The organism is Thermococcus waiotapuensis (assembly GCF_055384795.1).
Genome location: NZ_AP042429.1, coordinates 975,761 through 1,002,423, shown reverse-complemented (window position 1 = coordinate 1,002,423; position 26,663 = coordinate 975,761). Strand labels below are relative to the sequence as shown.

The following is a 26,663-nucleotide window of genomic DNA, read 5'->3' as shown; positions in this document are numbered from 1 at the left end:
GGATCCTAAAAAGGCCGGTGTTGGGGATGGACGAGATGGAGGCTCTGATCAAGGCGGGAGAAATAGCAAGACAAGTCAGGAAGGAGGTCATGGATCTCGTTAAACCAGGGACAAGGCTCTATGACATAGCGGAGTTCGTCGAAAGGAGAATAGTCGAGCTCGGCGGAAAACCGGCATTTCCATGCAATCTCTCGACAAACGCACAGGCGGCCCATTACACTCCATACAAAGGCGATGAAACCACGTTGAAAGAGGGGGACTACCTGAAGATAGACCTGGGAGTCCATATAGATGGATACATCGCCGACACAGCGGTGACCGTTAGGGTTGGTATGGAAGAAGATGAGCTCATGGAAGCGGCCAGAGAAGCGCTCGAGAACGCTATAGCCACCGTCAGAGCGGGGGTGAAGATAAGGGAGATCGGAAAAGCCATTGAGGAAACGATACGGGGAAAGGGTTTCAATCCTATCGTAAACCTGAGTGGCCATAAAATAGAGCGCTACAGGCTTCATACTGGATTAAGCATTCCAAACGTTTACAGGCAGAACGACACCTACGAACTCAAAGAGGGGGATGTAATAGCCATAGAACCCTTTGCGACAACCGGGGCGGGACAGGTAATAGAGGTCCCCCCGGCGCTGATATTTATGTATCTCCAAGACAGGCCAACCAGGAACGTCCACGCCCGGAAGCTTTTAATGAAGATTAAGAACGAGTACAAGACGTTGCCCTTTGCCTATCGCTGGCTTCAGGGCGTTCTACCTGAGGGACAGCTTAAAATGGCTTTGTCCCAGCTTGAAACGGCCGGTGCCATCTACGCCTATCCAATTCTCAGGGAAATACGGGGCGGCATGGTTGCCCAGTTCGAGCACACTGTGATAGTTGAGAGAGACGGTGCCTACGTGACTACCTGAGCCCGAGTTTTGTCTTTCTCTTTCCTGCCCTGGAGGGAAGGAAAACCCTGGCTCGGCGATGGCGCCGGGGCAGGGATTTGAACCCTGGCGGGCGGACGCCCACGGGATCTCGAGTCCCGCGCCTTCCCGGACTAGGCTACCCCGGCGCTTCCCAACAACCAACACTCCCTCACGGAGGAGCGTTACAGCCGTCACGACCTCCTCAACCGTCAAATCCTCAGACAAAGCCATCTCAAGGAGCTTTGCCACGATTTGGCTCACGTTATCCCAGCGCTTCTTGGCCTTCCTGTACACCTCTGCAGGTAGCGTAATGTGCAGACGCGGTGAAAGGCGCCTAGGCCGCCTCCGCCGCGCTCCGGCCGGCTCCTGCTCCCCCGTATGGGAGTGTCCGGACACACCACCCGATTTTACCATGATGAAAACACCCACAAGACTTTATAAATTTTTACCTGAAACGAGCATGAAACGGAGGCGCAGGAAGTGAGGGTTAACCTTAAGAGCGGGAAAGTCAAGAGCAAAGTGGTGTGGAAAATGGTCGTTAGTGTGAAAAACTCGGAGGGTGTTAAACTCCTCATTGAAGAAGTCGCAAAGGCCGTTGGGGTCTCCCCCAAAGAGCTTATTGAGTATTACGAGTGGAAAGCAAACAGAGAGAGGCTCAAAAGGATCAAGACTAAAATGAGCAGGGAACAGGCCAGGGATGTCATCGAAAACTGGGAGAAGGAGAATCCTCGCGTGAGTGAGAGGGAGGCTATTAAGCTCTACTATGATGCCGAGGAGGAGATTAAGAAATGGGAAAAGCTGGAGAGAAAGCTGAAAAAACTCGGCCTGGAGTAGTTATTGACACCTCTGTTTTGATTTCAGCGCTTCTGTCCTCCAAAGGTCATGCCTTTGAGGTGATTAAACTTCTTTTTGACGAGAAAATAAAGACCTACTATTCTACCGCCACCCGAGGGGAGTACTACAATGTAATCGCTTATCCTAAAATCCTGAAGAAGATTCCTCGGTCTATTGCCAAAGAACGAGTTGATGTCGTCATCTTATACTCAGAAAGAGTTCCGATAAAGCGCTCTTTCAAAAGGTCTAAAACCCTCATTGAGAAAGTTGGCGATGCAAAGGACATTCCCTTTCTGGATGTGGTGTATAATTCAAAGGCTGAATTCCTGATAACTTACGACCGGAAGCACCTCTTAAGAATCCGGGATAAGAACAAGAGGTTTAAGTTAGGCCGGCACGAATTCTACATTCTTACCCCGAAGGAGTTCCTTGAACTCTACAAAAAAGGGAAAGATTTAACTGGTGAAAGCAAAAATGAGGAAGCGGAAGTTTAACCCTTTGGCCAGCGCGTGGTTCATCATTGAGGAACAGAACGGTAAACGGAAAGTCATCGGCATTGAGCGACCACGAAAGCGGAAAAGAAAAAGTCAGTATAGAACCTGCTTCTCTAAAGCTCCAGTATCCCAAGCTCTTCTTTCAGCTTATCCACCATGTAATAGTAGATTCTCACCGCGTTCTTCACGTTCCAGCGGTAGTTCCTACCACCAACGTTCTTTGGCGCTCTCCCCTGCAGGAACTCGATTAGGTGAAACACATCGGCCGGCGGATTTGGAACAGTACTCATCACGTTATCATTCATGAAATTCTGGAAGAACTTCCTGAAAAGTGCCAGATCCTTATGCTTCTCTGGATGGTTCAACATCGTCCTCTTGTATGTGTTGTCCTTCCTCATCTCATAGCCTGAAGCCTTGAGCCTCTTGAGGTCCTCACCCATCTCAACAGGAAAGACAGCTATATAACCCCTTTTCGTCTGGTGCTTCCTGTGTGACAGCTTTATCCTCTTCATGTCATAGACCTCTATTTTCTCTCTGTACTCCTCTGGCAAGCCAAAGACATTGAAAGTGTCATCAGAGGCCAGAGAAGGGGACTCCCTTTGTATCCACTTGGCGTATTCTTCGCGATCACGACCATAATGGATCTTGGCTGTTGAGTCAATCAAAGCCTCTGTAAAAACGTCTTGGGTCTCTGGCTCGCTTTTTGTCATTGCGTCAGGAAATGGCCTTCTTTCGTCAAAATCCGTCATCTCGAGTCCCGCGCCTTCCCGGACTAGGCTACCCCGGCGCTTCCTATTGATAGGGGCTCGGGGGAGTTTATAAATTTTTAGTTCTGAGTATATTGCCGCCTGCCCAAAATTCTGCTGTTGTAGTTAGTTTGCGGGAGACGATTTCGGTCGCAGGTCCATTATTTTTGGACAGGATCATGTAAATCAACCCGCGAAAAATTTATTAACCTGTATTTACTAAAACCTCACGGATTGCAAAGGTTTAAATCCTCAGACGCCCTAAGAAAAATGAAGGGGGTGACAGCATGGTTGGAATTCTGGTGCAGGAGGTTATGACGGACAGGTTCCAGAAGGTGGACATCAATGCTCCGCTTTCTGAGGCGGTTGGCATATTTGAAAAGGAGGATCCGGACCTGATTCTCGTGTTCGATGGAAACCTGTACAAAGGAGTCCTAACCCAGGACCTGATAATCAGATCTCACCTCAAGTGGGACCCCACCAAAGCCAAGGTTAAGGATGTTTACAAACCTGCCCCCGTTCTCCAGCCCGGCGATGACCTCAGCAAGGCGGCAAAGCTCATGCTTGAAGTTGATCTAAGGTCTCTCCCCGTTGGCGAGTCAAAGGCAGAGATAATCGGTGTCGTAAACGATGTGGCCGTCCTCGAAAGGGTTGCCCAGGAAAAGTTTGGAAAGGACAAGGTTGAAAACTACATGACAAAGGACGTTATAACCCTCACTTCCCAAGACACCGTGGCGAAGGCTCTCGCTACGATGAGAGACCACGCTATATCCAGGATACCCATAGTCAACGAGGAAGGCAAGCTGGAGGGCCTGGTTACCCTTCACGATCTGATAGTGCGCTTTATCAAACCCCGCTTCAAGGCCCAGTACGGTGAAGTTGCCGGTGAGAAGATACCGCCCTTCAGCATGCCACTGCGCGATGTGATGATAAGGGGAGTAATAACCATACTCCCCAACGCTACCGTCAGGGAAGCCGTCGCCACAATGAGGGACAACGACATCGATGGACTTGTAGTTGTTAACGAGGACAACAAAGTTGTCGGAGTGCTCACCGTTAAGGACCTCCTCCTGCCAATTTCGAAGATGACCGAAAAGGAGGCCCGTTTCTACCTCCAGCTCGGCGGGGACGCTTCAATCCTGAGCGACTTCACCAGGGAGAGGATAATCAGCGACATCAAAAGGTTCGTTGACGGCTACGAGAGCCTGCTTGGCCAGGAGGGAGTGATATACCTCTACATAAGGCGCTTTAAGGAAAAGTTCAGGGGAGTCCACCTCTACCAGGCAAGGATGAGGATATCGACCGACAGAGGACTTTTCGTGGCCACCGGTGAGAGCTGGGGCGCCATTCAGGCCGTCCACGATGCACTCCGCACCATCGAGAGACAGCTCCTTCAGAAGGCCGAGCTCGAGAAGGATCTAAGGTACGCCAAGAGGTTCCTCGAGAAGCTGGAGTTCTGACCTCTTTCTTTAACTTTTCGCTTGAAAAAATCAAAGCTCAACGCCGTAAAAAAGGAGGGCCAAATAAAGCGCGTAGAGGGCAAGGAAGTAAGCCCCAACGCGTCTGCCTATCCCTCCGGTTTTTCTCAGGGAGACTATCATCGGAATCATCACAAAAAGAACCAGGATTACGGTCAGCACTGAGGCCCCGGTCTGGAGGGGCCCTATGAGGGAGGCTATTCCGAGGACGACGAGGGCGTTCATGATGTTGGCCCCTATTATGTTGCCGACGCTTATGTTCCCCCGCTCCCTTATGGCGCCATAGATGGCGTTGGTCATCTCCGGGAGGGATGTTCCCACCGCCACCACCGTTGCCCCGATCACGAAGTCAGAGACTCCGAGGGCCTGGGCGATGTTTTTACTGCCGAATACCACCATTTCGGCACCGCCGACAAGAAAGAGGCCGAGAATTATGAGAAGAGCATAGTCGATAATTCCAACTCCATCCACCGGCTCCCAATCAGCTCCATTCCTTGCGTGCTTCTTCAACAGCCACCCAAGGTAAGCAGCGTAGGCGAGAAGAAGTAAAAATCCATCGAGCCTGCTTAAAACTCCGTCGATCGATAGGGCTATGAGAAAGATGAGTGAGGCAAGCATTACGAGGGAGTTCTCATAAGCAGGAGAGTCCGCTTTTAGGGGCTTGATCATGGAGGCGAGGCCGAGAATCAGGGCTATGTTGGCGAAAATGCTTCCGAGGGCGTTTCCAAGGGCTATCCCGTTGACCCCCTGATAGCTCGCCAGGGCGCTGGTGGTTATCTCCGGCAGAGTAGTTGAAAGGCTCACGAGGACGATGCTTATAATGAGCGGCGAGACGCCCGCCCTTCTTGCCACCTCGATTATTTTGTCGGATAGCCTATCCCCGGCAAGAACGAGGATCGCGATTCCAGCCAGTATTGAGAGAGACCATACCGCGAACTCGAGCATCCTCCATCCCAGGAATGTCTCTAAATGGCCATTATAAAAAGGTTGTGCAACAAACTTATTAAACTACTGAACTAACCACTCCCGGTGATAGACATGAAGCAGAGGAAGGGATTGCTCATAATCCTCGACGGCCTCGGCGACAGGCCAATCAAAGAATTTGGCGGAAAAACACCGCTTGAATACGCTAATACACCAAACATGGATAAGCTGGCGAAGGTGGGAATTCTCGGACAACAGGACCCCATAAAGCCCGGACAGCCGGCGGGAAGCGATACAGCCCACCTCAGCATCTTCGGTTACGACCCTTACAAAGTCTACCGCGGCAGGGGCTTCCTCGAGGCCCTCGGAGCCGGCCTTGACCTCAACGAGGACGACCTGGCTTTCCGCGTCAACTTCGCCACCATAGAGAACGGCATCATAACCGACAGACGTGCCGGAAGAATAAGCACTGAGGAAGCCCACGAGCTGGCGAAGGCCATCCAGGAGAACGTCAGGATACCTGTTGACTTTATCTTCACCGGAGCAACCGGCCACAGGGCCGTTCTCGTTCTCAGGGGAATGGCCAAAGGCTACCGCGTCGGTGAGAACGACCCCCACGAGGCCGGCAGGCCGCCCCACCCCTTCTCCTGGGAGGACGAGGAGAGCAAGAAAGTGGCGGAAATCCTTGAGGAGTTCGTCAGGAAAGCTCAAGAAGTTCTCGACAAGCACCCGATAAACGAGAAGCGCAGGAAGGAGGGCAAGCCGGTTGCCAACTACCTCCTCATCCGCGGTGCCGGAACTTACCCCGACATCCCGATGAAGTTCACGGAACAGTGGAAGGTCAAAGCCGCCGGAGTAATAGCGGTCTCCCTCGTTAAGGGCGTCGCCAGGGCCATAGGGTTCGACGTTTACACGCCGGAGGGAGCAACGGGCGAGTACAACACCGACGAGATGGCAAAGGCGAGGAAGGCAGTTGAACTGCTCAAGGATTATGACTTCGTCTTCCTTCACTTCAAGCCCACTGACGCCGCTGGCCACGACAACAACCCCAGGCTCAAGGTTGAGATGATAGAGAAGGCCGACAGGATGATAGGCTACATCATCGAGCACATCAACCTTGATGAGACCGTCATAGCTATAACAGGCGACCACTCAACGCCCTGTGAGGTAATGAACCACAGCGGCGACCCGGTTCCGCTCCTTATCGCCGGCGGCGGCGTCAGGCCCGATGAAACCCAGGCCTTCGGCGAGAGGGAATGCATGCGCGGCGGCCTCGGAAGGATAAAGGGCCACGACATCGTTCCCATCATGATGGACTTAATGAACAGGAGCGAGAAGTTCGGGGCCTGAAGGCCCTATTTTCGTTTCCCTTAAACCTCTTTCAGCGCCCTGACAAGTCTTTCGTTCTCCTCTGGCCTTTTCACGGAGAACCGGATGTGCTCGGGGAGGCCGAAGCTCTCGCAGCTCCTCACCAGGATCCCCAGCCCTTTGAGTGCCTCGACGACTTTTTTAGCGTCTCCAACGCGCTTGATGAAGAAGTTGGCGTCGCTTTTAACATTCAGGGCTTTTTCAATCCTCTCCTTCTCGCGCCAGATCAGTGGCATCGTCTTTTTCAGGTGCTTTAAGCGATCCTCAAGGAGAAACTCAAGGAAGGCCAGGCCGGTCGAGCCAATGCTCCAGGGCATTCTAACGCTCCTGAAAGCCTCTGGGAAGCCGATCACGTAGCCGACCCTTATTCCGGGCAGGCCGTAGCTCTTGGTGAAGGTTCTGAGCTTTACGACGTTCTCCCCTTCTGGGCTTTCAGGGTTCTTAACGAAATCAATAAACGCTTCATCCAAAACGAGCAGGGCTTTCTTGTCTTCAGCTGCCTCCAGGAGGGGCTTAAGTTCTTTAACGCGGTAGAACCTCCCGTCCGGGTTGTTTGGGTTGCAGAAGAAGACCACCGAGTCCTTCTCAACCAGCTCAGCCAGCTTCCAGGGCTCGTTCGGGCCCTTAATAACTTCCGCCCCGAAGATGTGTGCTGTTCTTTCGTACTCGCCGTAGGTGTGCCGAGGAATTACAACCTTCCTTCCGCGGAGTGCGAGGGTTCCGAGGAGGTAGAGGGCTTCAGTAATGCCGGCGGTCACGGCAACTTCCTCGCCGATTAGTTCCGAAAGACCCTCTTCAAGCCTTTCGTAGTAGGGATAGCGGTCGCTTATCCCCTTAGCACGCTCGAACATCTCGTCGAGCCATTCGGGAGGATAGGGGTTAAGTGACGCCGAAAAATCGAGCAGACCTTCCTCCCTCGCACCGCCGTGGTAGTTTGAGAACTTCAAAGGCTCAAGCATGGGCACACCCCCGTCCAGAGCAGCAGCACAGCTATTGCTACCCACTCAGCAACGATGAGCCAGTAGAGCTTTAAGGCCCTCTTTATGTCTTCATCCGCTGGCGCCCTGCCTGGAAAACGATAAACGCCGGGCTTCTCAAGCCACACGCCCAGGATGGCGCCCATCGCGGCTATTGGTTTATCGGAGTTTATCTTGAACTTGGCCAGGCGGTAGTAGCGGATGACCTTCCCCATGCCGAGGGGCAGGTAGAGGAGAACCGTCAGCCTGGCCGGGAGGAAGTTGAGGGCATCGTCAAGTCTTGCCGAGAACTTTCCAAAGTATTCGTAACGCTCGTTTCTGTATCCAAACATCGCGTCGAGCGTGTTGACGGCGCGATAGACCAGAGCACCGGGTAGGCCGAAGAGGAGAAAATAGAACAGAGGTGCCACAACGCTGTCGTTGAGGTTCTCGGCAAGGCTCTCTATCGCGGCAGAGTTGAGGTGGGGCTCGTCAAGCTTGCTAACGTCCCTACTGACTATCATCGAGACGGCCTTCCTCTTTTCTTCAACGTCCTTCGTCACAGTCCTGGCAACGTGCTCGTGCAAACTCCTCGCTGCGAAAGAGCTCTTCAGGAGGTAAACCATCAGCACGTAGTTAAGTGGATAGGGGGCAAGGGGTAAGAAGGAAAGCAAAAGGGCAAAGGCAATAACCATCAGTGCCGTAACCATTCCTACAAGAAAATCAAGCGCTGGAAAGCGCCGTTTATAGCGGGAATCGACCAATCCGGCGAGCTTTCCGAACCATACCACTGGATGAAGCTTCGCCGGCGGCTCCCCTAAAAGCAGGTCCCAGAGGAAGGCCAGGACGAAGGCGAATAAAGCCTCCATTCACCTATAACCTCCGGAGTATTTTCTCAGCGGCTTGACCTTTGGAGTAATGGATAAAAAGTCCATGGGTTTATATCTTTGGTGGTCGCCGGTGGAGACGAGAAAATGCCCCCTCTGCGGTGGAACCATGGTGAAGGGAAAGAACTACCAGTCGGGATACACCAGGTACTTCTGGGAGTCTCCGTGGAAGCATGGCATAAAGGCCGCACTGAAAGGGCCCACCCACGCCTACCCCTGGCTCTGCCTTAACTGCGGGGTTGTTCTGCTCTACGTGGAGGAAGCGGAACTTCAGAGGATAAGGGAAGAGTACGAGAGGGCCAGGACGGGTGAACAGCTTTGAGAGGGGTCGCCTTCTTCTCTGGCGGCAAGGACGGGCTTTATGCACTGTACCTTGCCGAAAAATCGGGAATTAAAGTCCCCTACCTGCTGGCCTTAAAAACGACGATTGAGCTCTCACCGCACTGGGAGAACTTAGATGCCTTAAAAACGCTAGCCGGGGCGATGGGCAGGGAGTTGCTTACCTTCGACATGGCCCGCGGAAGTGACTCCCTTGCTAACTTCGTAGCTTCCCTCGGCGTTGACTGCATCATAGCCGGCGACGTTCTAATCAAAGACCACAAAAAGTGGGTCGAATGGCTCGCGGAGAAAGCGGGGGTTGAGCCCCTCGAACCCCTCTGGGGAAGGGATACCCCCGGGTTGGCCAGGGAGATGCTCCGGGAGGGCTTTGAGTGGGCTATAATAGCCGTTGACAAGAAGAAGCTACCAAAAGAGGCGCTGACTTATGCATTCCGCTCGCTAAAAGACCTGGAGAACTTTTTGGAGGTTTACCCTGGCGTTGATCCTGTGGGCGAGTTCGGCGAGTTTCACACGGTGGTCTTGGCTTCGCCCCTCTTCGAAGGGCGCTTTGAGCTTGAGGTGAAGTCAGCCGAGGAAAGTGAGAGGTATCACTGGGTCCGCTTTGGGCTGGTGAGGGCATGAAAGCCGGAGAACTCCTCCAAAGGCTTGAAAAGCACGGCGTAACGCTGGAGAAAATGCTTAACACAGCAATGGAGCTCTACATCGGCAACGACCCGGAGAAAGTTAGGGATAGACTCAGGAGGCTGATGCTCCGCTACCTCGGGGACATCAACGTCCAGGCGCTCCTCATGGCGGCTTTACTCCTCGAGGAGAGTTTTAAGGTCAAGGGTGACCCGGTGAACCTTGTCGCGGATGAGTTGATTGGGATTAACATCGCCGAGTACATAGGCGGGAAGATGGCCCTCTTCAACTTCTTCTACTACGACACCAAAAAGCCAGGAATCTTAGCCGAGCTGCCGCCTTTCTTAGATGACGCGATAGGGGGGTTCATATCCGGGTGCATGACGAAACTCTTCCAGGAGGGCGCTGAATGAGGAACATCCTCCCGTTCCTGACGAGGGTTCCTATTAAAGGGGATTTTGAGAAGGCCCGCGGGGAGCTCTGGGCATTTCCGCTCGTAGCCGTGATAAGTTCAGCCCTTCCTTCTGCCATCCTCTATCTCAATCTACCGCTGGCCAACGTCCTTGCCATTCTGGCGCTCTACTTTAGCATTGGCCTCCTCCACCTGGACGGCCTTGCTGACTGGGCCGATGGAATAATGGCCAAGGGCGACCGCGAGAAGAAAATCAGGGCAATGAAAGATTTGAACACCGGGATAGCGGGCCTTTTTGCCGTTGCGATGGTTCTCTTTATCCAGGTTTATTCGCTTCTGCTGGTGCCGTTCTACTCCCTCTACCTCGCGGAGCTCAACTCGAAGTTCGCCATGCTCCTCGGACTTTTTACAAAGAAGCCGCTGGGGGAAGGCCTTGGGGCTTACTTCATGGAGGGGATGAACGGAAAACAGCTCGCCATCGGTGCATTCCTCTACGCGCTCCTCTACCTTCCGGTTGCGCTCCACAATCCCTTAACTCTAACGGGGCTGGTGGGCCTTCTCTTTGCAGTGTACGTTATCAAACTTTCCCTTGATAACTTCGGCGGTATAAATGGGGACTGCCTTGGGGCCATGGCGGAGATAACGAGGAGCGGGACTTTGCTCGTTCTGGCGTTTGCGTGGTGGTGGGCGTGATAATTGTCATGGCTGGCGGAAGATCAACGCGCATGGGAAGGGAAAAGCCCGTCCTGAAGGTCGGGGGAAAGCCTATGCTTCTCAGGGTTTACGGCGAGGCTGAGAAGGTTGGGGAAGCCTTCGTTGCCCTCTCGAAGAACACACCGAAGACCAGAGAGCTGTGCCTCACGGAAGGAATCCCCTTCGTTGAGACTCCTGGGATGGGTTACGTTGAGGACGTGGGGTGGCTCCTCCAGGAGTTCGGGCCTTTCGTGAGCATATCAGCAGATCTCCCCTTTGTTAAGGCCTCCGATATCGGCTCAATCGCCAAAGCCTTCGATGGGGAAACGAGTCTAACCGGGATCCTCCCCCTTGGGAGGGTTCCGCGGGATTTAAAGCCCGTGGTTTACAGAAACTACGCGGTGGTCGGGCTGAACACCGTTGGGGCCGGGGAGGAAAAGTTTTTCGAGCTCAGCAACCCCCTTTTGGCCCTCAACGTGAACACCCCGGAGGATTTAAAGCTCGCGAACGAGATCGCGAGATTAGTGGGAAGATGAGAGGAAACAAAGGGCGTTTTACCCTCGCGGGCATATGCGACGCCTTAGAGTCCAAGCCCTCCCAAAATCCTCTCCACATCGAGGTTCTCCCCCACAACCCTTGCGAACTTCTCGATTTCCTCCTCTATGCTCCACTCCTCAACAGAGACTGGCTCAAGACCATTCTCTCGCCTCAAATAGTTCAAAAACCTCTCCGTGAAGGCAAAGTTGTGGAAGATGCCGTGGAGGTAGGTTCCAATGGCTCTCTCACCGATTGCTCCCTCCGGCTCGAGGGTTCCAGCGCCATTTACCGACGTTATTACCGAGAAAGGCCTCTCCGAGAGGGAACGGCCCATCCTTATTTCATAGCCCTCCACGCTCATACCCTCGGCTGGCCCCCAGAGAACCCTCGCTTCCAGGTGGTTCGTTCTTTTCTCTGCCTTAAATACTGTTTTAGCCGGAAGGAGGCCGATACCTTTTATTTTGCCGCGCTTCGATTCAAAATCGTCTATAATCTCCTTCCCGAGCATCTGGAAGCCGCCGCAGATCCCCAAGACGAAAGCTCCGTCTTTATAAGCCTCAAGAATGGCATCCTCGATTCCGTTCTCGCGCATCCAGAGTAAATCTTCAACCGTGTTTTTGCTTCCAGGAATTATTACGACGTCCCCCTTAATCTCCTCGGCTTTCGTGACATAGTCAACGCCATTGGCCCAGTGGAGCGGCTCAAAGTCCGTGAAGTTGCTCATGTGGGGCAGTCTGACTATCTGGATGTGCAACTCGCCCTTAACCTTTGGAAACTCCACCAAGGAGTCCTCCTCTGGAAGGCGGTGCTCGACGTAGGGGATGACGCCGAGAGCAGGCTTTCCGTAGCGCTTCTCAAGGTAATCGAAGCCGGGCTTCAGCAGGGAAGCATCGCCGCGGAACTTGTTGAAGACGAAGCCAAGGACTAAGTCTCTCTCCTCTTCGCTCAAAAGCTCCATCGTGCCGACTATCGAGGCAAAGCTTCCGCCGCGGTCTATGTCCGTGACGAGGATAACTTTGGCGCCCGCGAACTTTGCCACGCGCATGTTGGCAATGTCGTAGTCCTTCAGGTTTATCTCGACCGGACTGCCGGCGCCTTCGATTATGACGAGGTCGTGCTCCTCCTTCAGCCCATCGAGGACCTTCATGGCCTTTTGAAAGAGCTCCTCTTTTTGTGAGAGCATGTAATCTTTAGCCGAAACGCTTCCGATGGGCTTTCCCATAAAGACGACCTGGCTCCTCATGTTTCCCTCGGGCTTGAGAAGAATCGGATTGAACCTCACGCTCGGCTTCTTTCTGCAGGCTATCGCCTGGAGGTACTGGGCGCGGCTCATTTCGCCGCCTTCAATGCTTGGAGCGGAGTTCAGGCTCATGTTCTGGCTCTTGAAGGGAACCACATCGTAGCCGAGGTTTGAGAAGATCCTGCAGAGGGCTGTGGTCAGGAGGGACTTGCCGGCTCCCGATGACGTCCCCTGGATCATGAGGGCCCTTCCCATCTTCCCACCGGAGGACATTTGTCGAAGGCCATATAAACCCTTGGATAAAACCTCCAGTGGTGGTTGAAGGTGGAGAGCCTCTTCCTGCTCGTTTTGGGGAACACCGAGATAAGCACCGTTCCTGGAATTAGTGTCGCAGGGGCGACGCCTGAATTGACCAAGCTCACTCCGGTCGCCGATGCCGAATACCTCTTTCACGAGAGGCCCTTGACCCTTGACGTGATTCCCGTAACGCCTGAAGGCCACCCAACTCCAGCCATAATCACCAAGGCCGCGAGGGAGCTGGCGAACTTTCCCCTCTTAGTTGTTAGGGGCGGAACTTATTTAGCTCCCCTCGTTTCCCACCTCCACATAAGCAATGCCATTGGCAGGGACTTCAGGAGGGAGCCTGCCCTACCTGAGTTTGGGGAGATAATCAAGCGCGCAAAGCTCCTTGGAGAAGAACTTAACAGGCTACCCGTAAAGGAGCTCGTGGTTGGGGAATCAACTCCCGGAGGAACAACCACGGCGCAGGCCGTTCTCTGGGCGCTCGGTTATAACGCCAGAACTTCCTCAGCGTCGCCTGACAATCCATTGAGCCTCAAGGAGAGAGTAATCGCTGAAGCCTTCCAGAGGGTGGGCATAGGGAAGGGCCATCTGAGGGACAACCCGCTTGAAGCGCTGAGACAATTTGGCGACCCGATGATGGCCACTGTGGTGGGATTGGCTCTCGGTTTCAGGAAAGAGATAGTTTTGGCCGGTGGAACGCAGATGCTCGCCGTTGCGGCCCTTCTGAAAGCCCTCGGTGAAGACCCGGGCCGCTTCATGATAGCGACGACGAAGTGGGTTGTCAACGATAGGAGCGCCACGTTCATTGAGACGGCAAGGGAGATAGGAGCAATAACTTATTCCGCTGACCTGGACTTTTCAAGGAGCGAGTTCAAGGGTTTGAGGGACTACGAGAGGGGTTACGTCAAGGAGGGGGTCGGTGCCGGAGGAGCAACTTGGCTGGCAGTTAAGGCGGGCTTCTCGCCGGAGGAGGTGAGCGAAAAGGTGGAAGAGCTTTACGGGAGGCTCATGGGATGAGGCGATTTCCCGACCACCTCCCTTTACCGTGGGAGGGGAAGTCTAAGGCGATAGCAGGAGGATCAACGCTGGTGTATGTTTTCGTTGGCGTAAACTTCAGAGGAATTCAAGTGGTAAGCATGTTGTTTTCTCGCCGTTGTGCTCAATCCTCCCCGCCATCCTTAAGTGAGGGTATTCAACATCCCGGAGTTTTGCCATCCCAAGAAATCTTTGCACGTGGTGAGCTCTAAAGGTTACTACGCTTCCCTTCGCTTCTTGTCTTTCCCCACTTTTTCAAACTCTCCTCCAGTGCCTCTCTCACGGCTTTACCTATGTTTATCCCGAGCTCTGTGGCAGTTCCCGCCCATTCCTTCTCCCCTTCGAAGGCAAAAACCCCAATTCCATCGCTCGCTGTGCCGGTGGCGTTGTAACCGAGCCTCAGCAGAGTGTAAGTTTTGGCTTCAGTTGCGGTCATTATCGCGTTTGCCATAGCGCCGACCGTTAAGCCCTCTTCAATTACGGGGGCAATGTTTATCGTTCCCGGCTTCCAAGGTGGTGGAACTTCTCCCGCTATGGCAGGGTTGGTTATTCCCGCTGTTACATAAGCAGTAACGCTCCCACTTTTGGCTGTGGCGAGAACTCTCCCATCTTCTACGATGCCGTCAAAGACCTCTTCGGGGAGTTCGCGGCCGTGATGTTCCTCCAAAGCCTGGTGAAGGAGCTTCACTTAAGCTTCGAAGAGGAGAGTGAGGAGGGCCTCCTGAAAGCCCTAAAAAGCTACGTGGGTGGGTGATATGGCCGAGAGGATACTCGAGGCCCTAAAACTGAAGTATGACTTCCTCAGCATAATGCTCCAGAGCCTTGAGGGGGCGATGGGAGATATTTCAAAGGAAACAGACCCCCGCGAGGTCTACCAGACACTCGTAAAATATGTGGGGGAGTTCCCAACGAGGGCGATGCTCCAGAAGATGGCCGACGAGAAGGGCCTCGGCATCAGGATCAGAACAGAGGAAGACGCCATAAAGGCGGTAGAACTGCTCTCTAAGAAGTGACCAGCGCTTTGGACTTCTCAGCAATTTCCTCAAGGATTCTCAGGGCCAGCTTCTGCTCGTCCGGTGAGGCCGTCTTTTTGACCTCTTTCAGCTTTTCTACGAAGGGCTTCACGAGGTATAGCTCTTCGGGAGAGATAGATGACACAAGCGCCTCCAAAAGCATGAGGGCATCAAAAAGGGTCTCCCCATTGAGGTAGTCTCCGAGCTTCTCAAGCACTGCCCTCGCGGTCTTCTCGTCCCATCTATCGCTGAAGTAGTAGCTGAAGAACTCCAGGGATGGAAGAGCCCCTTCGCCTTTCTCGGAGAGGTATTCCCCGAGGAAGTGACCAACTATTTCCTCCCCATAGGGCGCCTTAGAGGCGAGCTTTGCGAGCGTTTTGACCGCCCTAAGCCTCGCCCAGCGGTTACGGGATTTTGCGATAGTTATAAGGGGTTCCACCGCTGGCCTGAGGATGGGCGTTTTTGCAGGGTCAAGCTTCTCAGCGAGCTTTGAGAGCGCCCAGAGGGCGTCCATCCTCTCTAACTTGTCGCCCTCTTCGAGTTTGCGAGTTAGCTCAAACACAGCTTCAGGTTTTCTCTTCGCGAGTTCGATGAGCTCTTCTGTCTTTCCTGACTCAAGGGCACGCTTCAGTTCCGCTTTCTCTTCCTCCGAGAGCTCTCCGGGAGAGGGTTCTTTGAGGGCTGTATCAGGGGCGCTCTTCCTCGGCGTTTTGAACTGAGACAGTGAAGGCGGTGTTAAATACCTCTGGGCCTTTTTCTCCGGTGGCACTGAAAGGTACCTCGGCCCGGGTAGAACGCGCTCGTTTATTTTGAGGGTCTCCTCGCCCATTTTCTCCAGAACGTCTGCCAGCCACTTCAGAACGTAGGTGTCACCTACAGCTAAAGCAAGGTCAACGGCCTCGTAGAAGCGCTCGTTTATGAGGAGCTCGTTTATCTTCTCCCGGGCCTTTTCTGGTCTCCCCTTGTAGTAGTTGTAGATAGCCTCCTCAAGCTTTTCCGCTACTATTCTTGCCTTCTCCCTCAGTTCCGGGTTCTTTCCCATGGCGAGGTTTTTCACAATGGTTAGGGTTCTTGCGACCTCGTCTATGAGTTCCTCAGTCAGGGGATGTTCCGCTATTTCGAGGAGAATGTTGAGCATAAAGTCCGCCAAAGGAACGTCCTCTCCCGTCAGCATGTCGCCAGCGGCTGAGAAGGCCTCTTTCAGCAGGGAGGGGTCTCCGGTGTAGGTGCTCACGTTGAGGAGGAGCCTGAGGCCCATGGCCCTAAGACGGGGATTCCTGGATTTGAGGAGCCGGGATATAACGTCGTAAACCCTCGGGTCCGGAGAAAGGACGCGCATGTTTTCGAGTATTGGAGGAATTTCGAGGAGAACCGCTTCGTTCCTCCTGGCCTTCACGAGGTCTTTCAGGGCATGGCCCAGCTTCACAAAGGTTTCGGGGTCAAGGGGGATATTCCGGATGAGCCAAGCGAGGACCCGGAGGGCATGGAGAGAGATATCATCTCTGTCGCTTTTGGTTGCCTCCAGCAGGTCGTCGAGAAACTCGCGCACGAGAAAAAGCCGTTTAACGTCTGGCAAAGCTTTGAGGGTCTCTTCAAGGGCAATCAAAGCCCTGAGCTTTATCCCATCGTCCTGATCGTGGAGAAGCTTAAAGAGCCCCCTCAAGGCCCCGTCGTCTCTCTGGGCTAATTCAGCCACCTTACCTACCTTCCATGAGGAGAGGTGTCCCTTTAACAGCCCGTCGATGTTTTCCCCTGCTGTCATCACAGAGTGTTCGAAGTTGAAACTTATATGCTTTGCCTTTTCAGAAATCAAAAAGACCTGACGAAAGTGGCTCAAAGACCGAGCCGCTCCACAAGCTCCCTGAGCTTTTCTTTCCCGTTCCCCAGCAGAGGCTCCCCGTGTGCAGGCAAAAGGTTCTCGAAGTCAACCTCGAGGAGCTCTCTTATTCTTCTCCTGTTCATCTCCGGGTCGAGGGAGTACTGGTGCGGCACCTCTTCAAGTTTTCCCCCGCGCTCGATGACGAGGTCGCCGACGAAGAGGCTTCTGCTCTTTTCATCGAGCAGGCAGATGCTCCCTCTCGTGTGCCCGGGCTTGTGGAGAACCCTGAAGCCTTCAAAGACGTCCCCACCCATGAGCTCTACATCGGGCTCAAGTCCGGTCTTCTCCTTTATGAGTTCCACCTCGTCTCTATGAGCAGCTACAAGGGCGTTTGTTCTCCCCTTCAGGCACTTCAGCGAGCCGGTGTGGTCGAGGTGGCCGTGGGTGAGGACTATCGCCGTCAGGGGCTTTCCAATTTTTGTAACAGCATCGAGTATCTTCCCGCAGGTGGTTTCTAAACCAGTGTCCACCGCCACGAGGTGGTCTCCCCTGTCAACGAGGTAGACGTTAACGAACGTATCGAATATCCTGTGAACTCCGGGGAGGACTTCCCCATGCATGAAGCCCACCTCATTCGGGTTTCCGTCTTAACCCTAAAATCCTTTTCGGATAAGCTTATTAAGCCGGACTTCGAGATTTATTGGGTGCTGGCATGAAGCATGTCCCCATTTTTGACGACCTGAAAAGGATAGGCCATGACAGGGTTACCGCCGTAGGCATGGGCACCTGGGGTATAGGCGGCAAGGAGAGCCCCGACTACTCGCGGGATAAGGAGAGCTTTGAAGTTCTTAAACACGGCCTCGAGCTCGGAATAAACCTCATCGATACCGCTGAGTTCTACGGCGCCGGACACAGCGAGGAGCTCGTTGGAGAGGCGATAAAGGGCTTCGAGAGGGAGGAGATATTCATCATAAGCAAGGTCTGGCCGACCCACTTCGGTTATACCGAGGCCAAGAGAGCCGCTAGGGCGAGCGCTAAGAGACTGGGAACCTACATAGACCTCTACCTCCTCCACTGGCCCTCCGATGACTTCGGGAAGATAGAGGAGACCCTCCATGCGCTGGAGGAGCTGGTCGAGGAAGGGCTCATACGCTACATAGGCGTGAGCAACTTCGACCTTGAACTGCTCAAGCGCTCCCAGGAGGCGATGAGGAAGTACGAAATAGTGGCCAACGAGGTCAAGTATTCCCTCAAAGACCGCTGGCCAGAGACGAGCGGCCTTCTCGACTACATGAAAAAGGAGAAGATTGCGTTGATAGCCTACACCCCGCTGGAGAAGGGGACGCTGGCTGAAAACGAATGTCTCGCCGAAATTGGGAAAGCCTACGGAAAAAAGGCCGCCCAGGTTGCCCTCAACTACCTGATATGGGAGGAGAACGTCGTGGCGATACCAAAGGCCGGAAGCAAGGCTCATCTCGAGGAGAATTTCGGTGCTATGGGATGGCGCCTCTCGAAGGAGGATAGAGAAAAGGCAAGGGGGTGCGTCTGATGTACGGCTACCACAACAGGATTGCACGCGTCAACCTTACTGAAGGGAAGGTAACCTACGAAGAACTGCCGGATGAGGTGATAAGGAAGTTCATAGGCGGAAAGGGCCTGGGTTACTACCTTATCTACCGCGAGGTTCCGCCGGGGACCGATCCCCTTAGCCCGGCCAACAAGTTCGTCTTTGCGCCCGGTGGGATGACAGGCCTGGTCCCGGGTTCGAGCAAGGTAATAGCGGTGAGCAAGAGCCCGGAGACGGGGCTCATCACTGACTCAAGCGGAGGAGACGCCTTTGGGCCGAAGCTGAAGGGGCACTTTGACGCGCTGATACTCGAGGGAAAGAGCGAGGAGCCGGTTTATTTGTACATCCACGACGGAAAGGTTGAGATTTTGCCTGCCAGTCGCCTCTGGGGAAAGGGCAACTACGATGTTGCTAAGGAAATCTGGAGAGAACATCCAGGGACGAGCATGGCGATGATAGGGCCGGCAGGGGAGAAACTCAGCAGGATAGCCAACGTTGTTTACGACACGGAGAGGGCCAGCGGAAGGGGAGGCCTTGGGGCTGTCCTTGGGAGCAAGAAGGTTAAAGCGGTTGTGGTTGAGCCTGGAGAGAGGCCGGAGGTGGCCAACCCCGAGGAGTTCCAGAGGCTGTGGCAGGAGTACTACAACGAGTTCGCGACGAATCCAAAGTACGAGCACACGAGGAACTACGGAACCACTGACGCCATGAGGGATTCCGCCTCTGTTGGAATGAGCCCTGCCTACAACTTCTCGAGGCCCCACATTCCGGACGAGCTCGCCTCAAAGCTCGCAGGGGATGAAGTCAAGAAGTACGAGGTCGAGCCAGAGTGGTTCGTCCACGGCAAGAGCTGTCCGATAAAGTGCGCCCGCTATGTTGAGGTGGAATACAAGGGCAGGAAAATACGCGTAAAGCCAGAATACGAGAGCATAGCAATGCTCGGTGCTGCAACGGGCGTCTTCAACTTTCCGGCGGTTGCTTACTTCAACTGGCTCGTCAACAACCTCGGCCTGGACAGCATAGCGACTGGAAACACGATAGCCTGGCTCTTCGAGATGGTCGAGAGGGGCCTCATCGGCGAGGAGGAGATAGGATTCCCTGTGAAGGGCTTCGGCGACGAGGAGGCTGAGGAAAAGCTCATCAAATTAATGGCCGAGAGGAAGGGCATCGGTGCAGTCCTTGCCGATGGCGTGAAGAGGGCCTGCGAGAGGCTTGGCAGGGGCTGTGAGCTCGCCGTCCACGTCAAGGGATTGGAGAGCCCCGCCTGGGATCCGCGCGGCAGGAGAACCTACGCATTGAGCTACGCCACTGCAGATGTTGGCGCTTCCCACCTCCGCGGCTGGCCGAGGCCCCACCAGTTGCCAAACCAAGGACCCGCTAAAGAGCTTGTGCCCTCACTCATAGAGGACAGGGACGAGAGCTACATCACCGACATGCTCGGGACATGTAAGTTCGTGCCTTACGAGCTCGAAGACCTCGCGAGGCTTTACTCCATTGTTACTGGCGAAGAATGGACGGTTGATGAACTGCGCAGAAGGGCGTGGGCCGTTGAGAGCATGGCAAGAATCCACAACGCCCTCGACTGGGTGGTTCCTCCGCTCGACGACACGATTCCGCCGCGCTGGTGGGAGCCCGAGCCCGATGGGCCTGCAGAGGGCAACAAAGCTTTCATAGACTACAACGACTTCCTCGAGGCGAGAAGGGAGTTCTACAGGCTCAGGGGCTGGGATGAGGAGCTCGGCGTCCCACTGCCGGAAACGATGGAGAAGCTCGGCCTCCCGGAGTTCAAGGAAGACGCGGAGAGGGCCTTAGAAGTGGTAAGGAAGAGGCTGGGGCTTTGAGGCTCTACCCTTTTCCATTCTGCATTCTTTCCGCACTTTCTTTGTAACAACTTGGTGGCGCACTTTCTTGCCTCCGTAAACCTCTCTTATTACTGCTCTCTAGAGTTCTATTCCTACAATTTACATAGTTATGTCAATTATCATCGCCGTAAAGTTTATATACTGTGTTGTGCAGTATTCAATCCGTCCGACGATGAGTGTCGGACATGTCTCTTAGGAGGGAGAGTAATGAGGAAGTTGCTGGGTGTGTTGATTGTCTTTGGAATGGTGTTCCAGCTATTTGGACTTGTGGGGGCGAACTCAGAAGATACTATCAGGCCCTGGAGGGTTCAAGACCCGTACTTGACAGGAGATACTATTGGGGACTGGACGGTTCAAGAAAAGCTCATAAGTAGTTACTACGACAATGATCATTGGCTTGGAAAATTTGTCGCCATATCTGGAAGCAAGAGTGTCGTTCGTAATGGATATATTTACGTGACACATAGAGTAACTGATCCTAACCCCATCGGCGACGTGAGCAGAGTTTCATCGTTTGCAGTTAAGGAAGGAGGTAGCTGGCGCACATGCTCATGGTGGATATTCTGCACCACTTACTGGCCAGACATCAGAGTTAAAACTTATGAAGAATACGATTTTAATGCAAAATACTCCTACGGATATCAGGAAAGACCTACTGTAGAGTACAGTGATGTGACTGTGATCACTGATAAAGGTTCTGACACCCCTTACCTGAATCTTGATCCTGCGTTCAGAGCACTACTTGATGCTGTTGCATCTTTGGCAGGATCTCCCATTGGGGTCTCATGGATTTTTGATGTGTTCCAAACAAAAACTAACTCTGGACCAGTACAGGGTTTGTTGACTAGTGATATAAAGGTCGATCTGAAAACTGGCGAGCAGTGGTTCCCATATCCTGACGAGTTCTACGCCGATCATGGGCTTATTCAATCCCATATCACTCTTCAATTTGGACCCGTCTATGGAAAGAGAAAACCGGGGGACATAGACTTCATAGACCTAGATTCTGTTTACACTGTTGAAGCTGGAGAATATTTTATAGCACCTTTCATGGAGTACCCATCATACCTCCAAGTTAAGACAAGCAATGAACCGCTATCTTCCATTGACATACGGCTTGAATGGATAGAATGAGGGGATCACGATGAAAAGAGCTTATCTTCCCCTTTCGTTTTTCATAATCCTGGTATTGGTTGGAGCTTATGCGGTTGTAGGCATACTCAAAGACAGCGGAAAGGCGGGGAATAGCAGTGAAAATAGCAGTTCCACCTCAGCTCCCATGAACGAGACACCGTTTCAGCTTCTTTTGAAGGGATACAGCAGCTACTACGAGTTAGATGAGGGGACCTCTGGTGAATACCTGTGGAAAAAACTGGACCCGAAAAGTTACAGCTGTAACTTAAGTAGCAATGAGGACTTCCTTAAGGAGAAAGCGAGGAACGTTATCCAGATTTATAAGAACCTGTCAGTTAACGAGACTTCCAGGGGGGACCTTGTGGGCGTCCTACTCTTGGCTGACCTCAGAGATAGGATATCCGACCTCACAGCAAGTTATGTCTCTCCGTTTGCAAATACAATCTGTTTAATGGAGAACCGCCTGAAGAATTTTGAGATGTACAAAAAAGAAGCGCTTGAAGTTCATGGCTATCCCTCCTTCTCCTTTGATGACCTCTCAAACCTTAGTTTAACCCTGAAGAACATCACTTACAAAACCTACTGGGGTCCTCTCTCAGGGTCATGGGTTGTTGACGTTAGGGTTGTCCTCAAGCATTTTATTTACCGGGCAATATACAACGAGTCTCTGGTAGAACCTTTCCTGTCTGACTACAGCTACGAAGAAAGTGCCTCGTTGCTTGTAAACCTGAGCGATGAACTTAAAAAGGATCCATATGCAGAATCCGTCTTTAAACCCTCTCTCATATATTTGGCTTATTGGTGGAGCTGGGAGTATCAGCACTCCAGCAATCCCCCAGAAGTCAACGACAAGTACCTCAAAATATTCTGGGCCTGGTATAAGCTTGTCAATCCAGAAAAATTCATCGGGGGGTAGAATAATGGGTAAGAGGGCTGGAATAATATTCTTGGCCTTTTTTACGTTAATCGCTATTTCAGAGCTGGGTTTACTTGCCGGCATTTATGCAATCCCTTCGTCCAAAAGGGTTGAAGTTCTGAATGTTTTTCCAAAGGCGTACTGGATTTTTCATTTCAGCCAACTGGTCGTTGCTGGACTCTATATCCTGGGTTACTTCCTTGGATTCAGGGACAAAATCATGGCTGGAATAGTTGCTTCCTTTATTGTTTTCAGATTGCTCTCCATCGCCAGTATCCTTAACATCAAAACAGTTCTTACCTGGCGGGAGATCATTCAGGTGCTTGTTTTTTACGTTAGTGGTATGGCAACTTACTATCACCTGGAAGGGGACCGGGAATGATGTGGCACCCCGTTAAGGTGATCCTGAGAAAGAGGGGTCTGCCGTTTCTTCTCATGGTCTCCTTTTCGATCTCACTCATAATGCTTAATCTTGTCTCACAGGTGGGTGAAATTGTTGACAGCAGCATCGAATACAGCTTCAAGGAGTACAGACCTCACTCTGTGTATAACATGGAAATCACCCTCGGAGGCACGCCCGAGAATTTTACTTCCAACCCCTATGAGTTCATGCTGGAGGCGGAAAACCTATCAACTATCATCAAAAAACATCTGGGCGAAGACAACGTCACCAGCGGGGTCGTTTTAGCTTTCCCCTGGGCGAGGCTGGAGCCGCTGGAGATTAACAACCACACGGTGTACTTCTCCGTCTACCTGTTCAGGGAGCCCAGGGATCTCATGGAGTTTGGATTTGAAGGCAACTTTTCAGGTGATTCAGTTATCGTTCTTCAGGAGAACTTAACCGGGAACCTTTCTCCAGAGACGGCAGTGGCGTCTTTCTTCAACAGAAGCGTCCATGTGGTGAGGGCTTATGGGAAGTTCAGGGAGTACCCTCTTGCAAAGGCCGAGGGTGTTGAATACCTTCAGATAGCCATCCCTCTGCGGCCGTGGGCCGTTGAGACCACTCTTAGAAGAGTCAAGCCCGTATTAAAAACATTCAGCACATTTTCCGTTTACGTCGCAGTGAACCTCAACAACGTTTACAGGGATCCCGAGCCTTTGGAGACTCTCCTGGAAAGAAGAGTAAAGGATGAGCTCATAAATGCATCCATAACCTTCTATAGAGACGTTATCTGCGAACAAAGATCTCTGGTCGTTAGAGGGAACGGCTGGACTTACTTCAACGGCACTATTATGGATCCCAAAGAAGCGGAGCATGCAGCTTTTGAAAAAATATCTACCGGAAACAGCAGCCAGTACTGTGTGGCGTCTCTCTTGGGACCTTCCCTTGAAAAAAGGGACATACTCATCTTGGTAAAGAATGCGGGGTCTCAAACCGTTGATTTCTTTGAACTGTTTGGGGGCCTCCTGGTTGTTTTTTATCTGCCCCTTTTCACCCTGGTGGTTTACTCCGCCTCAAGCATCTTCGCGGATATGAAGCGAGATCTCAATGTGCTCTCGGTCAGGGGTATAGGAGGGAGGGTAGTTCTTGTCCAGAAGGCAGCGGTGCTGTTGCTGGTGACCCTGACCTGCCTTTTAGGATGGGTCGTTTTTGTATATTTGAATCCCGGCAGTGTGTCCTTTGGGGTCAGCATACTCATAACCCTGGCAGTGATCCTTTCCGTGCTGGTTTCAGAGAGGCTTGGGGAATTAAAGCCAGGAAGCAAGCTCGAAATAACGTTTGCGATACTGACGGTCATTTTCCTTGCCCTCGGCTACTTCCGAATCAACCAGACCACGGTGATGGGAAGCGGGTACTGGGCAGTGGTGATACTGCTGGCGTTGCTCTTGGCCCTCATCCCCCTGCTGGGGGCATTTGCCGGCCTGTGGTTCCACAAAGCATCCATCTTTATGCTCTCGCTCTCCTCTTCCTTTGACGTCAGACCCTACGTTAGGACCGTGATGAAACATAGCGCCCTGCTGACGTTTGCCGGTTATTCTTTTGCCCTGGCAATTCTGCCGAGGATCACCTCCGTTGCACTGGTCACGAACGAGATATACAGAGAAGGCTACGTTAACCTTGTCGGCTATTCAAAGACTCTCTCGCTCAGCCTCTTTGGGGTATACATCAATGAACTGGGGAGGTGGTTCGCCTTCTTTGGAGCCCTATCGCTACTGGTTTTGATGGGCATGGCCCTTAGCTATTATTCAAAGCTGCGGGATTACTCATCCACGAGAGGGATTGAAGTGACCATCGCCAAGAAAGCCCTCTTTGGGTTTATTCTCAGAGAACTGCTGTTGATTGCCGCAATGGCGACGGTGGTTTCCCTCTTCCTTTCGCTGTTTGTAGATGCGTACATAGGCATAACGTTTACAGCGGGAGAGCTCTCTTTCACGGGAAGCAAGATAATTGTCCAATCCGTTTTCAGGCCGCCTCATATTTTCGTCTGGGGGTGATCGGGGTGGGTGTTGTTGAGTTTGAGGATGTGTTCGTAAAATATGAGACATACACTGGTGGGGTTCTGGCCCTCAGGGGAGTTACGTTTTCCCTTGGGGAGAAGGAGGCGCTGGTACTCATGGGACCCTCGGGAAGTGGAAAAACAACGATACTGAAGGCAATCTTGGGGTTAGTACATCCACTTCATGGCTTGGTCAGGGTCTTCGGCATGGAACCAAAGAATGAGAAGCAGGCCCTCGAGGTCAGAAGGAGAGCAGGCTACCTGACTCAGGAGGGAACAATGATAAAGGAGCTCACCGTGTGGGAGAACATTCTTTTTTATGCCCGGGGCAGGAGAAAAAGCCTGGACGAGAAGTCTGTCAGAGAGCTGGCAGAGAGACTGAACATTGGGAGGGTCCTCGACAAGCATCCGGACCAGTTGAGTGGTGGGGAACTGAAGAGGGCGGAGCTTTTAATGGTGCTCTCCGACAGTCCGGAACTGTTGCTCCTGGATGAGCCGACTTCAATGCTCGACGCTGAAAACGCTGGGACTGTTGTTGAGGTACTGAACGAGATGAAAGGGCGAATCCCCATGATAATTACTTCCCACGACCCGAGGCTCGTGGAGCTAAGCGACCGGATTTTAAAAATAGTGGGAGGAAACCTGATTGAAGGGAACGGCCCATGATCCTTCGCATTGCTCCCTCGCTTTGGAGTGTTTTGACATCGGTAGAGTGCCCTTAAGCGACAACCCCTAACCACTCCGCGGTAGGGATACCAGGAAACCGGTGACGGGAGTAAGTGGGGCCCGTAAACCTTCCAGTAATTGGTGAAGGGTTAAGCCGAATCCCCGCCCTTCACTGGAAAATGAGGTTAGAGACCGGGAAAATCTAAGCAAGATCAGTCCTCTTCTTCCTCGACTTCTTCCCCGGCGAGCTTTCTCAGCTTATCCAGGTCGGAACTGACCGCTATAAGGACGTCCCCCTCGTGGATTTCATCTTTTTCACGGGGGTTGTAGATGTACATTGTTCCACGCTTTATTGCCAGTATCCTTGTCCCTATTTTGCTCGGAAGTTTAAGTTGCTGGAGGGTCTTGCCTACGAGGACTGAGCCAGGTCTGACCGTTACCCTTCCAAGCTCTTCCTCGGTATCTTCCATTATCTCTATGATGATGGGGTGCGGCTCTATATCCTTGAGGACTATATCAGCTATCCCATAGGCGGCATCGCTGATGCGTTCGTTTATGTCGGCCAAATCAATTATGCTCAGGAGCTGTTCCGGATCCTCCTCACGTTTGGCGGCCTTAAGAGCCAGTTTTTTGACCCTCTGCGTGAGGTCGTCCATGCGCTCCTCCAGAAGGTAGACCTCCTCAGCTATGTCCTCGCTGTTGTACATGACCGACGAAAAGGCCAGGTCTATCATAAGGGTCGAGAGGTTTTTCATCTCAACCAGGTAGTTCCTTATCTCGTCGAACTCATTCATTGGGCATCACCTTGATGACGCCTCTGGCTATCTCCTTGAGGTACTCCAGGGCCGTTTTCGTTCCACGCCCAATGATTATATCTCCAGGCATTATCCTCGTGTCCTCCTCTGGGTCGAATATCCACCTCTTTCCCCTTCTTATGGCGAGTGGCCAGACACCCGTGTTGGTTGGGAGATCGAGTTCTTCTAGGGTCTTTCCAACGAGAACTGAATTCGGAGAAACGGCTACCCTTCCGATTGTTTCCTCGCTTTCAAGGATGACCTCGGTTATAAGGGGATGAATTTTCTCTTCCAAAACTATTTTCGCCAGATCGGCGGCGGCGTTTGAGATTTCGTCTATTGAGTGGGCCATCTGTAGGATAGAGGTTATCTTTTCGGCTTCCTCCAGGCTTCTGGATGCCGCTAGAACAGCCCTCACCATCAGGTGGTAGTTTAGGATGTCCAGGTACTCTTCAAGCTCAAGAACCTCTTCGGCCATCTCCTTCTCTTTAAAAAGTGCGGCCGAATAAGCAAGATCAACCATAAGCTCCGCGGTATTTTTCATCTCAACGAAGATGTCCTTAACGTTGTTTGGAACCTCCACTTCGTCCCATTCTTCCATCGAAGTCCCTCCCCAGTTTTGGGTTCTCGGGCAAGTTTATTTACTTTTCGCCTTTTGACATGACAACATTTATAA

The 26,663-nt window shown here is 52.6% G+C and carries 30 protein-coding genes and 1 tRNA gene; 20 read left to right on the top strand and 11 right to left on the bottom strand.

The window, feature by feature from the left end; genetic code table 11:
• Positions 1–26 precede the first annotated feature (26 nt).
• Positions 27–914: a type II methionyl aminopeptidase gene (gene map, locus ACZ47M_RS05585; protein WP_315342803.1), complete on the top strand. Its 888-nt coding sequence runs from the start codon at positions 27–29 to the stop codon at positions 912–914.
• Positions 915–973: 59 nt separating this feature from the next.
• Here map and ACZ47M_RS05580 read toward each other — a convergent pair.
• Positions 974–1,060, bottom strand: a tRNA-Ser gene (locus ACZ47M_RS05580).
• Between the two features lie 385 nt (positions 1,061–1,445).
• Between ACZ47M_RS05580 and ACZ47M_RS05575 the strand changes: the two genes are divergently transcribed.
• Both ACZ47M_RS05575 and ACZ47M_RS05570 read left to right on the top strand, forming a co-directional pair.
• Positions 1,446–1,748, top strand: a complete 303-nt coding sequence (locus tag ACZ47M_RS05575) for a hypothetical protein (protein WP_315342805.1) — start codon at positions 1,446–1,448, stop codon at positions 1,746–1,748.
• On the top strand, positions 1,703–2,242 hold the full coding sequence (locus tag ACZ47M_RS05570; RefSeq protein WP_315342806.1) for a putative toxin-antitoxin system toxin component, PIN family: 540 nt from the start codon (positions 1,703–1,705) through the stop codon (positions 2,240–2,242). Before ACZ47M_RS05575 ends, ACZ47M_RS05570 begins: the two co-directional genes overlap by 46 nt.
• Before the next feature lie 113 nt (positions 2,243–2,355).
• Here ACZ47M_RS05570 and ACZ47M_RS05565 read toward each other — a convergent pair whose 3' ends face one another.
• Complete coding sequence (locus tag ACZ47M_RS05565; RefSeq protein ID WP_315342808.1) at positions 2,356–2,991, bottom strand: integrase; 636 nt, start codon at positions 2,989–2,991, stop codon at positions 2,356–2,358.
• 284 nt (positions 2,992–3,275) lie between these two features.
• On the opposite strand from ACZ47M_RS05565, the gene ACZ47M_RS05560 reads away from it, so the two are divergent.
• Complete coding sequence (locus tag ACZ47M_RS05560) at positions 3,276–4,448, top strand: CBS domain-containing protein (protein WP_315342810.1); 1,173 nt, start codon at positions 3,276–3,278, stop codon at positions 4,446–4,448.
• A gap of 30 nt (positions 4,449–4,478) precedes the next feature.
• Here the strand turns inward: ACZ47M_RS05560 and ACZ47M_RS05555 are convergent, their stop codons facing one another.
• Positions 4,479–5,411, bottom strand: coding sequence for a sodium:calcium antiporter (locus ACZ47M_RS05555; protein WP_315342812.1), 933 nt, complete (start codon positions 5,409–5,411; stop codon positions 4,479–4,481).
• A 93-nt stretch (positions 5,412–5,504) separates the two neighbouring features.
• Between ACZ47M_RS05555 and ACZ47M_RS05550 the strand changes: the two genes are divergently transcribed.
• Positions 5,505–6,740 (top strand): 2,3-bisphosphoglycerate-independent phosphoglycerate mutase, encoded by a 1,236-nt coding sequence (locus ACZ47M_RS05550; protein ID WP_315342913.1) that lies wholly within the window; start codon positions 5,505–5,507, stop codon positions 6,738–6,740.
• 20 nt (positions 6,741–6,760) lie between these two features.
• Here the strand turns inward: ACZ47M_RS05550 and ACZ47M_RS05545 are convergent, their stop codons facing one another.
• Both ACZ47M_RS05545 and cbiB read right to left on the bottom strand, forming a co-directional pair.
• The gene (locus tag ACZ47M_RS05545) at positions 6,761–7,717 is read right to left on the bottom strand and encodes an aminotransferase class I/II-fold pyridoxal phosphate-dependent enzyme (RefSeq protein ID WP_315342814.1); all 957 of its coding nucleotides are present in this window, start codon (positions 7,715–7,717) and stop codon (positions 6,761–6,763) included.
• Positions 7,702–8,583 carry an adenosylcobinamide-phosphate synthase CbiB gene (gene cbiB / locus ACZ47M_RS05540; RefSeq protein WP_315342815.1) on the bottom strand — a complete coding sequence of 294 codons (882 nt, stop codon included), beginning with the start codon at positions 8,581–8,583 and terminating at the stop codon, positions 7,702–7,704. The genes ACZ47M_RS05545 and cbiB overlap by 16 nt, the downstream gene beginning before the upstream one ends.
• 127 nt (positions 8,584–8,710) lie before the next feature.
• Between cbiB and ACZ47M_RS05535 the strand changes: the two genes are divergently transcribed.
• The 5 genes from ACZ47M_RS05535 to ACZ47M_RS05515 are packed head-to-tail and all read left to right on the top strand — an operon-like array spanning position 8,711 to position 11,202.
• Positions 8,711–8,923: a hypothetical protein gene (locus ACZ47M_RS05535; protein ID WP_315342816.1), complete on the top strand. Its 213-nt coding sequence runs from the start codon at positions 8,711–8,713 to the stop codon at positions 8,921–8,923.
• Positions 8,920–9,561: a PAB0415 family putative ATP pyrophosphatase gene (locus ACZ47M_RS05530; protein WP_315342817.1), complete on the top strand. Its 642-nt coding sequence runs from the start codon at positions 8,920–8,922 to the stop codon at positions 9,559–9,561. The genes ACZ47M_RS05535 and ACZ47M_RS05530 overlap by 4 nt, the downstream gene beginning before the upstream one ends.
• Positions 9,558–9,974, top strand: a complete 417-nt coding sequence (gene cobZ, locus ACZ47M_RS05525; RefSeq protein WP_315342819.1) for an alpha-ribazole phosphatase CobZ — start codon at positions 9,558–9,560, stop codon at positions 9,972–9,974. The genes ACZ47M_RS05530 and cobZ overlap by 4 nt, the downstream gene beginning before the upstream one ends.
• A complete protein-coding gene (cobS, locus tag ACZ47M_RS05520; RefSeq protein WP_315342821.1) occupies positions 9,971–10,666 on the top strand; it encodes an adenosylcobinamide-GDP ribazoletransferase in 696 nt (231 codons plus the stop codon). Before cobZ ends, cobS begins: the two co-directional genes overlap by 4 nt.
• On the top strand, positions 10,663–11,202 hold the full coding sequence (locus tag ACZ47M_RS05515; RefSeq protein ID WP_315342915.1) for an NTP transferase domain-containing protein: 540 nt from the start codon (positions 10,663–10,665) through the stop codon (positions 11,200–11,202). Before cobS ends, ACZ47M_RS05515 begins: the two co-directional genes overlap by 4 nt.
• Before the next feature lie 44 nt (positions 11,203–11,246).
• On the opposite strand, the gene ACZ47M_RS05510 is transcribed toward ACZ47M_RS05515, so the two are convergent.
• Positions 11,247–12,698, bottom strand: a complete 1,452-nt coding sequence (locus ACZ47M_RS05510) for a cobyric acid synthase (protein WP_315342823.1) — start codon at positions 12,696–12,698, stop codon at positions 11,247–11,249.
• 69 nt (positions 12,699–12,767) lie between these two features.
• On the opposite strand from ACZ47M_RS05510, the gene cobT reads away from it, so the two are divergent.
• Entirely contained in the window at positions 12,768–13,763 is a 996-nt protein-coding gene (gene cobT / locus ACZ47M_RS05505; protein WP_315342825.1) for a nicotinate mononucleotide-dependent phosphoribosyltransferase CobT, read from the top strand.
• 226 nt (positions 13,764–13,989) lie between these two features.
• On the opposite strand, the gene ACZ47M_RS05500 is transcribed toward cobT, so the two are convergent.
• Positions 13,990–14,448, bottom strand: coding sequence for an adenosylcobinamide amidohydrolase (locus ACZ47M_RS05500; RefSeq protein ID WP_315342917.1), 459 nt, complete (start codon positions 14,446–14,448; stop codon positions 13,990–13,992).
• Between ACZ47M_RS05500 and ACZ47M_RS05495 the strand changes: the two genes are divergently transcribed.
• Both ACZ47M_RS05495 and ACZ47M_RS05490 read left to right on the top strand, forming a co-directional pair.
• Positions 14,389–14,535, top strand: a complete 147-nt coding sequence (locus ACZ47M_RS05495) for a NitrOD5 domain-containing protein (RefSeq protein ID WP_394356316.1) — start codon at positions 14,389–14,391, stop codon at positions 14,533–14,535. The two genes, ACZ47M_RS05500 and ACZ47M_RS05495, sit on opposite strands and share 60 nt — an antisense overlap.
• Before the next feature lies 1 nt (position 14,536).
• The gene (locus tag ACZ47M_RS05490; protein ID WP_315342826.1) at positions 14,537–14,794 is read left to right on the top strand and encodes a hypothetical protein; all 258 of its coding nucleotides are present in this window, start codon (positions 14,537–14,539) and stop codon (positions 14,792–14,794) included.
• Here ACZ47M_RS05490 and ACZ47M_RS05485 read toward each other — a convergent pair.
• Both ACZ47M_RS05485 and ACZ47M_RS05480 read right to left on the bottom strand, forming a co-directional pair.
• Positions 14,784–16,556, bottom strand: a complete 1,773-nt coding sequence (locus ACZ47M_RS05485; protein ID WP_315342828.1) for a hypothetical protein — start codon at positions 16,554–16,556, stop codon at positions 14,784–14,786. The two genes, ACZ47M_RS05490 and ACZ47M_RS05485, sit on opposite strands and share 11 nt — an antisense overlap.
• A 71-nt stretch (positions 16,557–16,627) precedes the next feature.
• On the bottom strand, positions 16,628–17,233 hold the full coding sequence (locus ACZ47M_RS05480) for an MBL fold metallo-hydrolase (protein ID WP_315342830.1): 606 nt from the start codon (positions 17,231–17,233) through the stop codon (positions 16,628–16,630).
• Between the two features lie 92 nt (positions 17,234–17,325).
• On the opposite strand from ACZ47M_RS05480, the gene ACZ47M_RS05475 reads away from it, so the two are divergent.
• The 7 genes from ACZ47M_RS05475 (at position 17,326) to ACZ47M_RS05445 (ending at position 25,193) form a co-directional block, all read left to right on the top strand.
• A complete protein-coding gene (locus ACZ47M_RS05475; protein WP_315342832.1) occupies positions 17,326–18,162 on the top strand; it encodes an aldo/keto reductase in 837 nt (278 codons plus the stop codon).
• The gene (locus tag ACZ47M_RS05470) at positions 18,162–20,018 is read left to right on the top strand and encodes an aldehyde ferredoxin oxidoreductase family protein (RefSeq protein WP_315342834.1); all 1,857 of its coding nucleotides are present in this window, start codon (positions 18,162–18,164) and stop codon (positions 20,016–20,018) included. Before ACZ47M_RS05475 ends, ACZ47M_RS05470 begins: the two co-directional genes overlap by 1 nt.
• A gap of 228 nt (positions 20,019–20,246) precedes the next feature.
• Positions 20,247–21,173, top strand: a complete 927-nt coding sequence (locus ACZ47M_RS05465; RefSeq protein WP_315342836.1) for a hypothetical protein — start codon at positions 20,247–20,249, stop codon at positions 21,171–21,173.
• A 10-nt stretch (positions 21,174–21,183) separates the two neighbouring features.
• Positions 21,184–22,089 carry a hypothetical protein gene (locus tag ACZ47M_RS05460; protein WP_315342837.1) on the top strand — a complete coding sequence of 302 codons (906 nt, stop codon included), beginning with the start codon at positions 21,184–21,186 and terminating at the stop codon, positions 22,087–22,089.
• A gap of 4 nt (positions 22,090–22,093) precedes the next feature.
• Positions 22,094–22,471 carry a hypothetical protein gene (locus ACZ47M_RS05455; protein ID WP_315342838.1) on the top strand — a complete coding sequence of 126 codons (378 nt, stop codon included), beginning with the start codon at positions 22,094–22,096 and terminating at the stop codon, positions 22,469–22,471.
• The gene (locus tag ACZ47M_RS05450) at positions 22,468–24,525 is read left to right on the top strand and encodes a hypothetical protein (protein ID WP_315342839.1); all 2,058 of its coding nucleotides are present in this window, start codon (positions 22,468–22,470) and stop codon (positions 24,523–24,525) included. The genes ACZ47M_RS05455 and ACZ47M_RS05450 overlap by 4 nt, the downstream gene beginning before the upstream one ends.
• Before the next feature lie 5 nt (positions 24,526–24,530).
• The gene (locus tag ACZ47M_RS05445) at positions 24,531–25,193 is read left to right on the top strand and encodes an ABC transporter ATP-binding protein (RefSeq protein ID WP_315342841.1); all 663 of its coding nucleotides are present in this window, start codon (positions 24,531–24,533) and stop codon (positions 25,191–25,193) included.
• A 212-nt stretch (positions 25,194–25,405) separates the two neighbouring features.
• Here the strand turns inward: ACZ47M_RS05445 and ACZ47M_RS05440 are convergent, their stop codons facing one another.
• Positions 25,406–25,987 carry a potassium channel family protein gene (locus ACZ47M_RS05440; RefSeq protein ID WP_315342843.1) on the bottom strand — a complete coding sequence of 194 codons (582 nt, stop codon included), beginning with the start codon at positions 25,985–25,987 and terminating at the stop codon, positions 25,406–25,408.
• Positions 25,980–26,588: a potassium channel family protein gene (locus ACZ47M_RS05435; RefSeq protein ID WP_315342845.1), complete on the bottom strand. Its 609-nt coding sequence runs from the start codon at positions 26,586–26,588 to the stop codon at positions 25,980–25,982. Before ACZ47M_RS05435 ends, ACZ47M_RS05440 begins: the two co-directional genes overlap by 8 nt.
• Between the last annotated feature and the right edge of the window lie 75 nt (positions 26,589–26,663).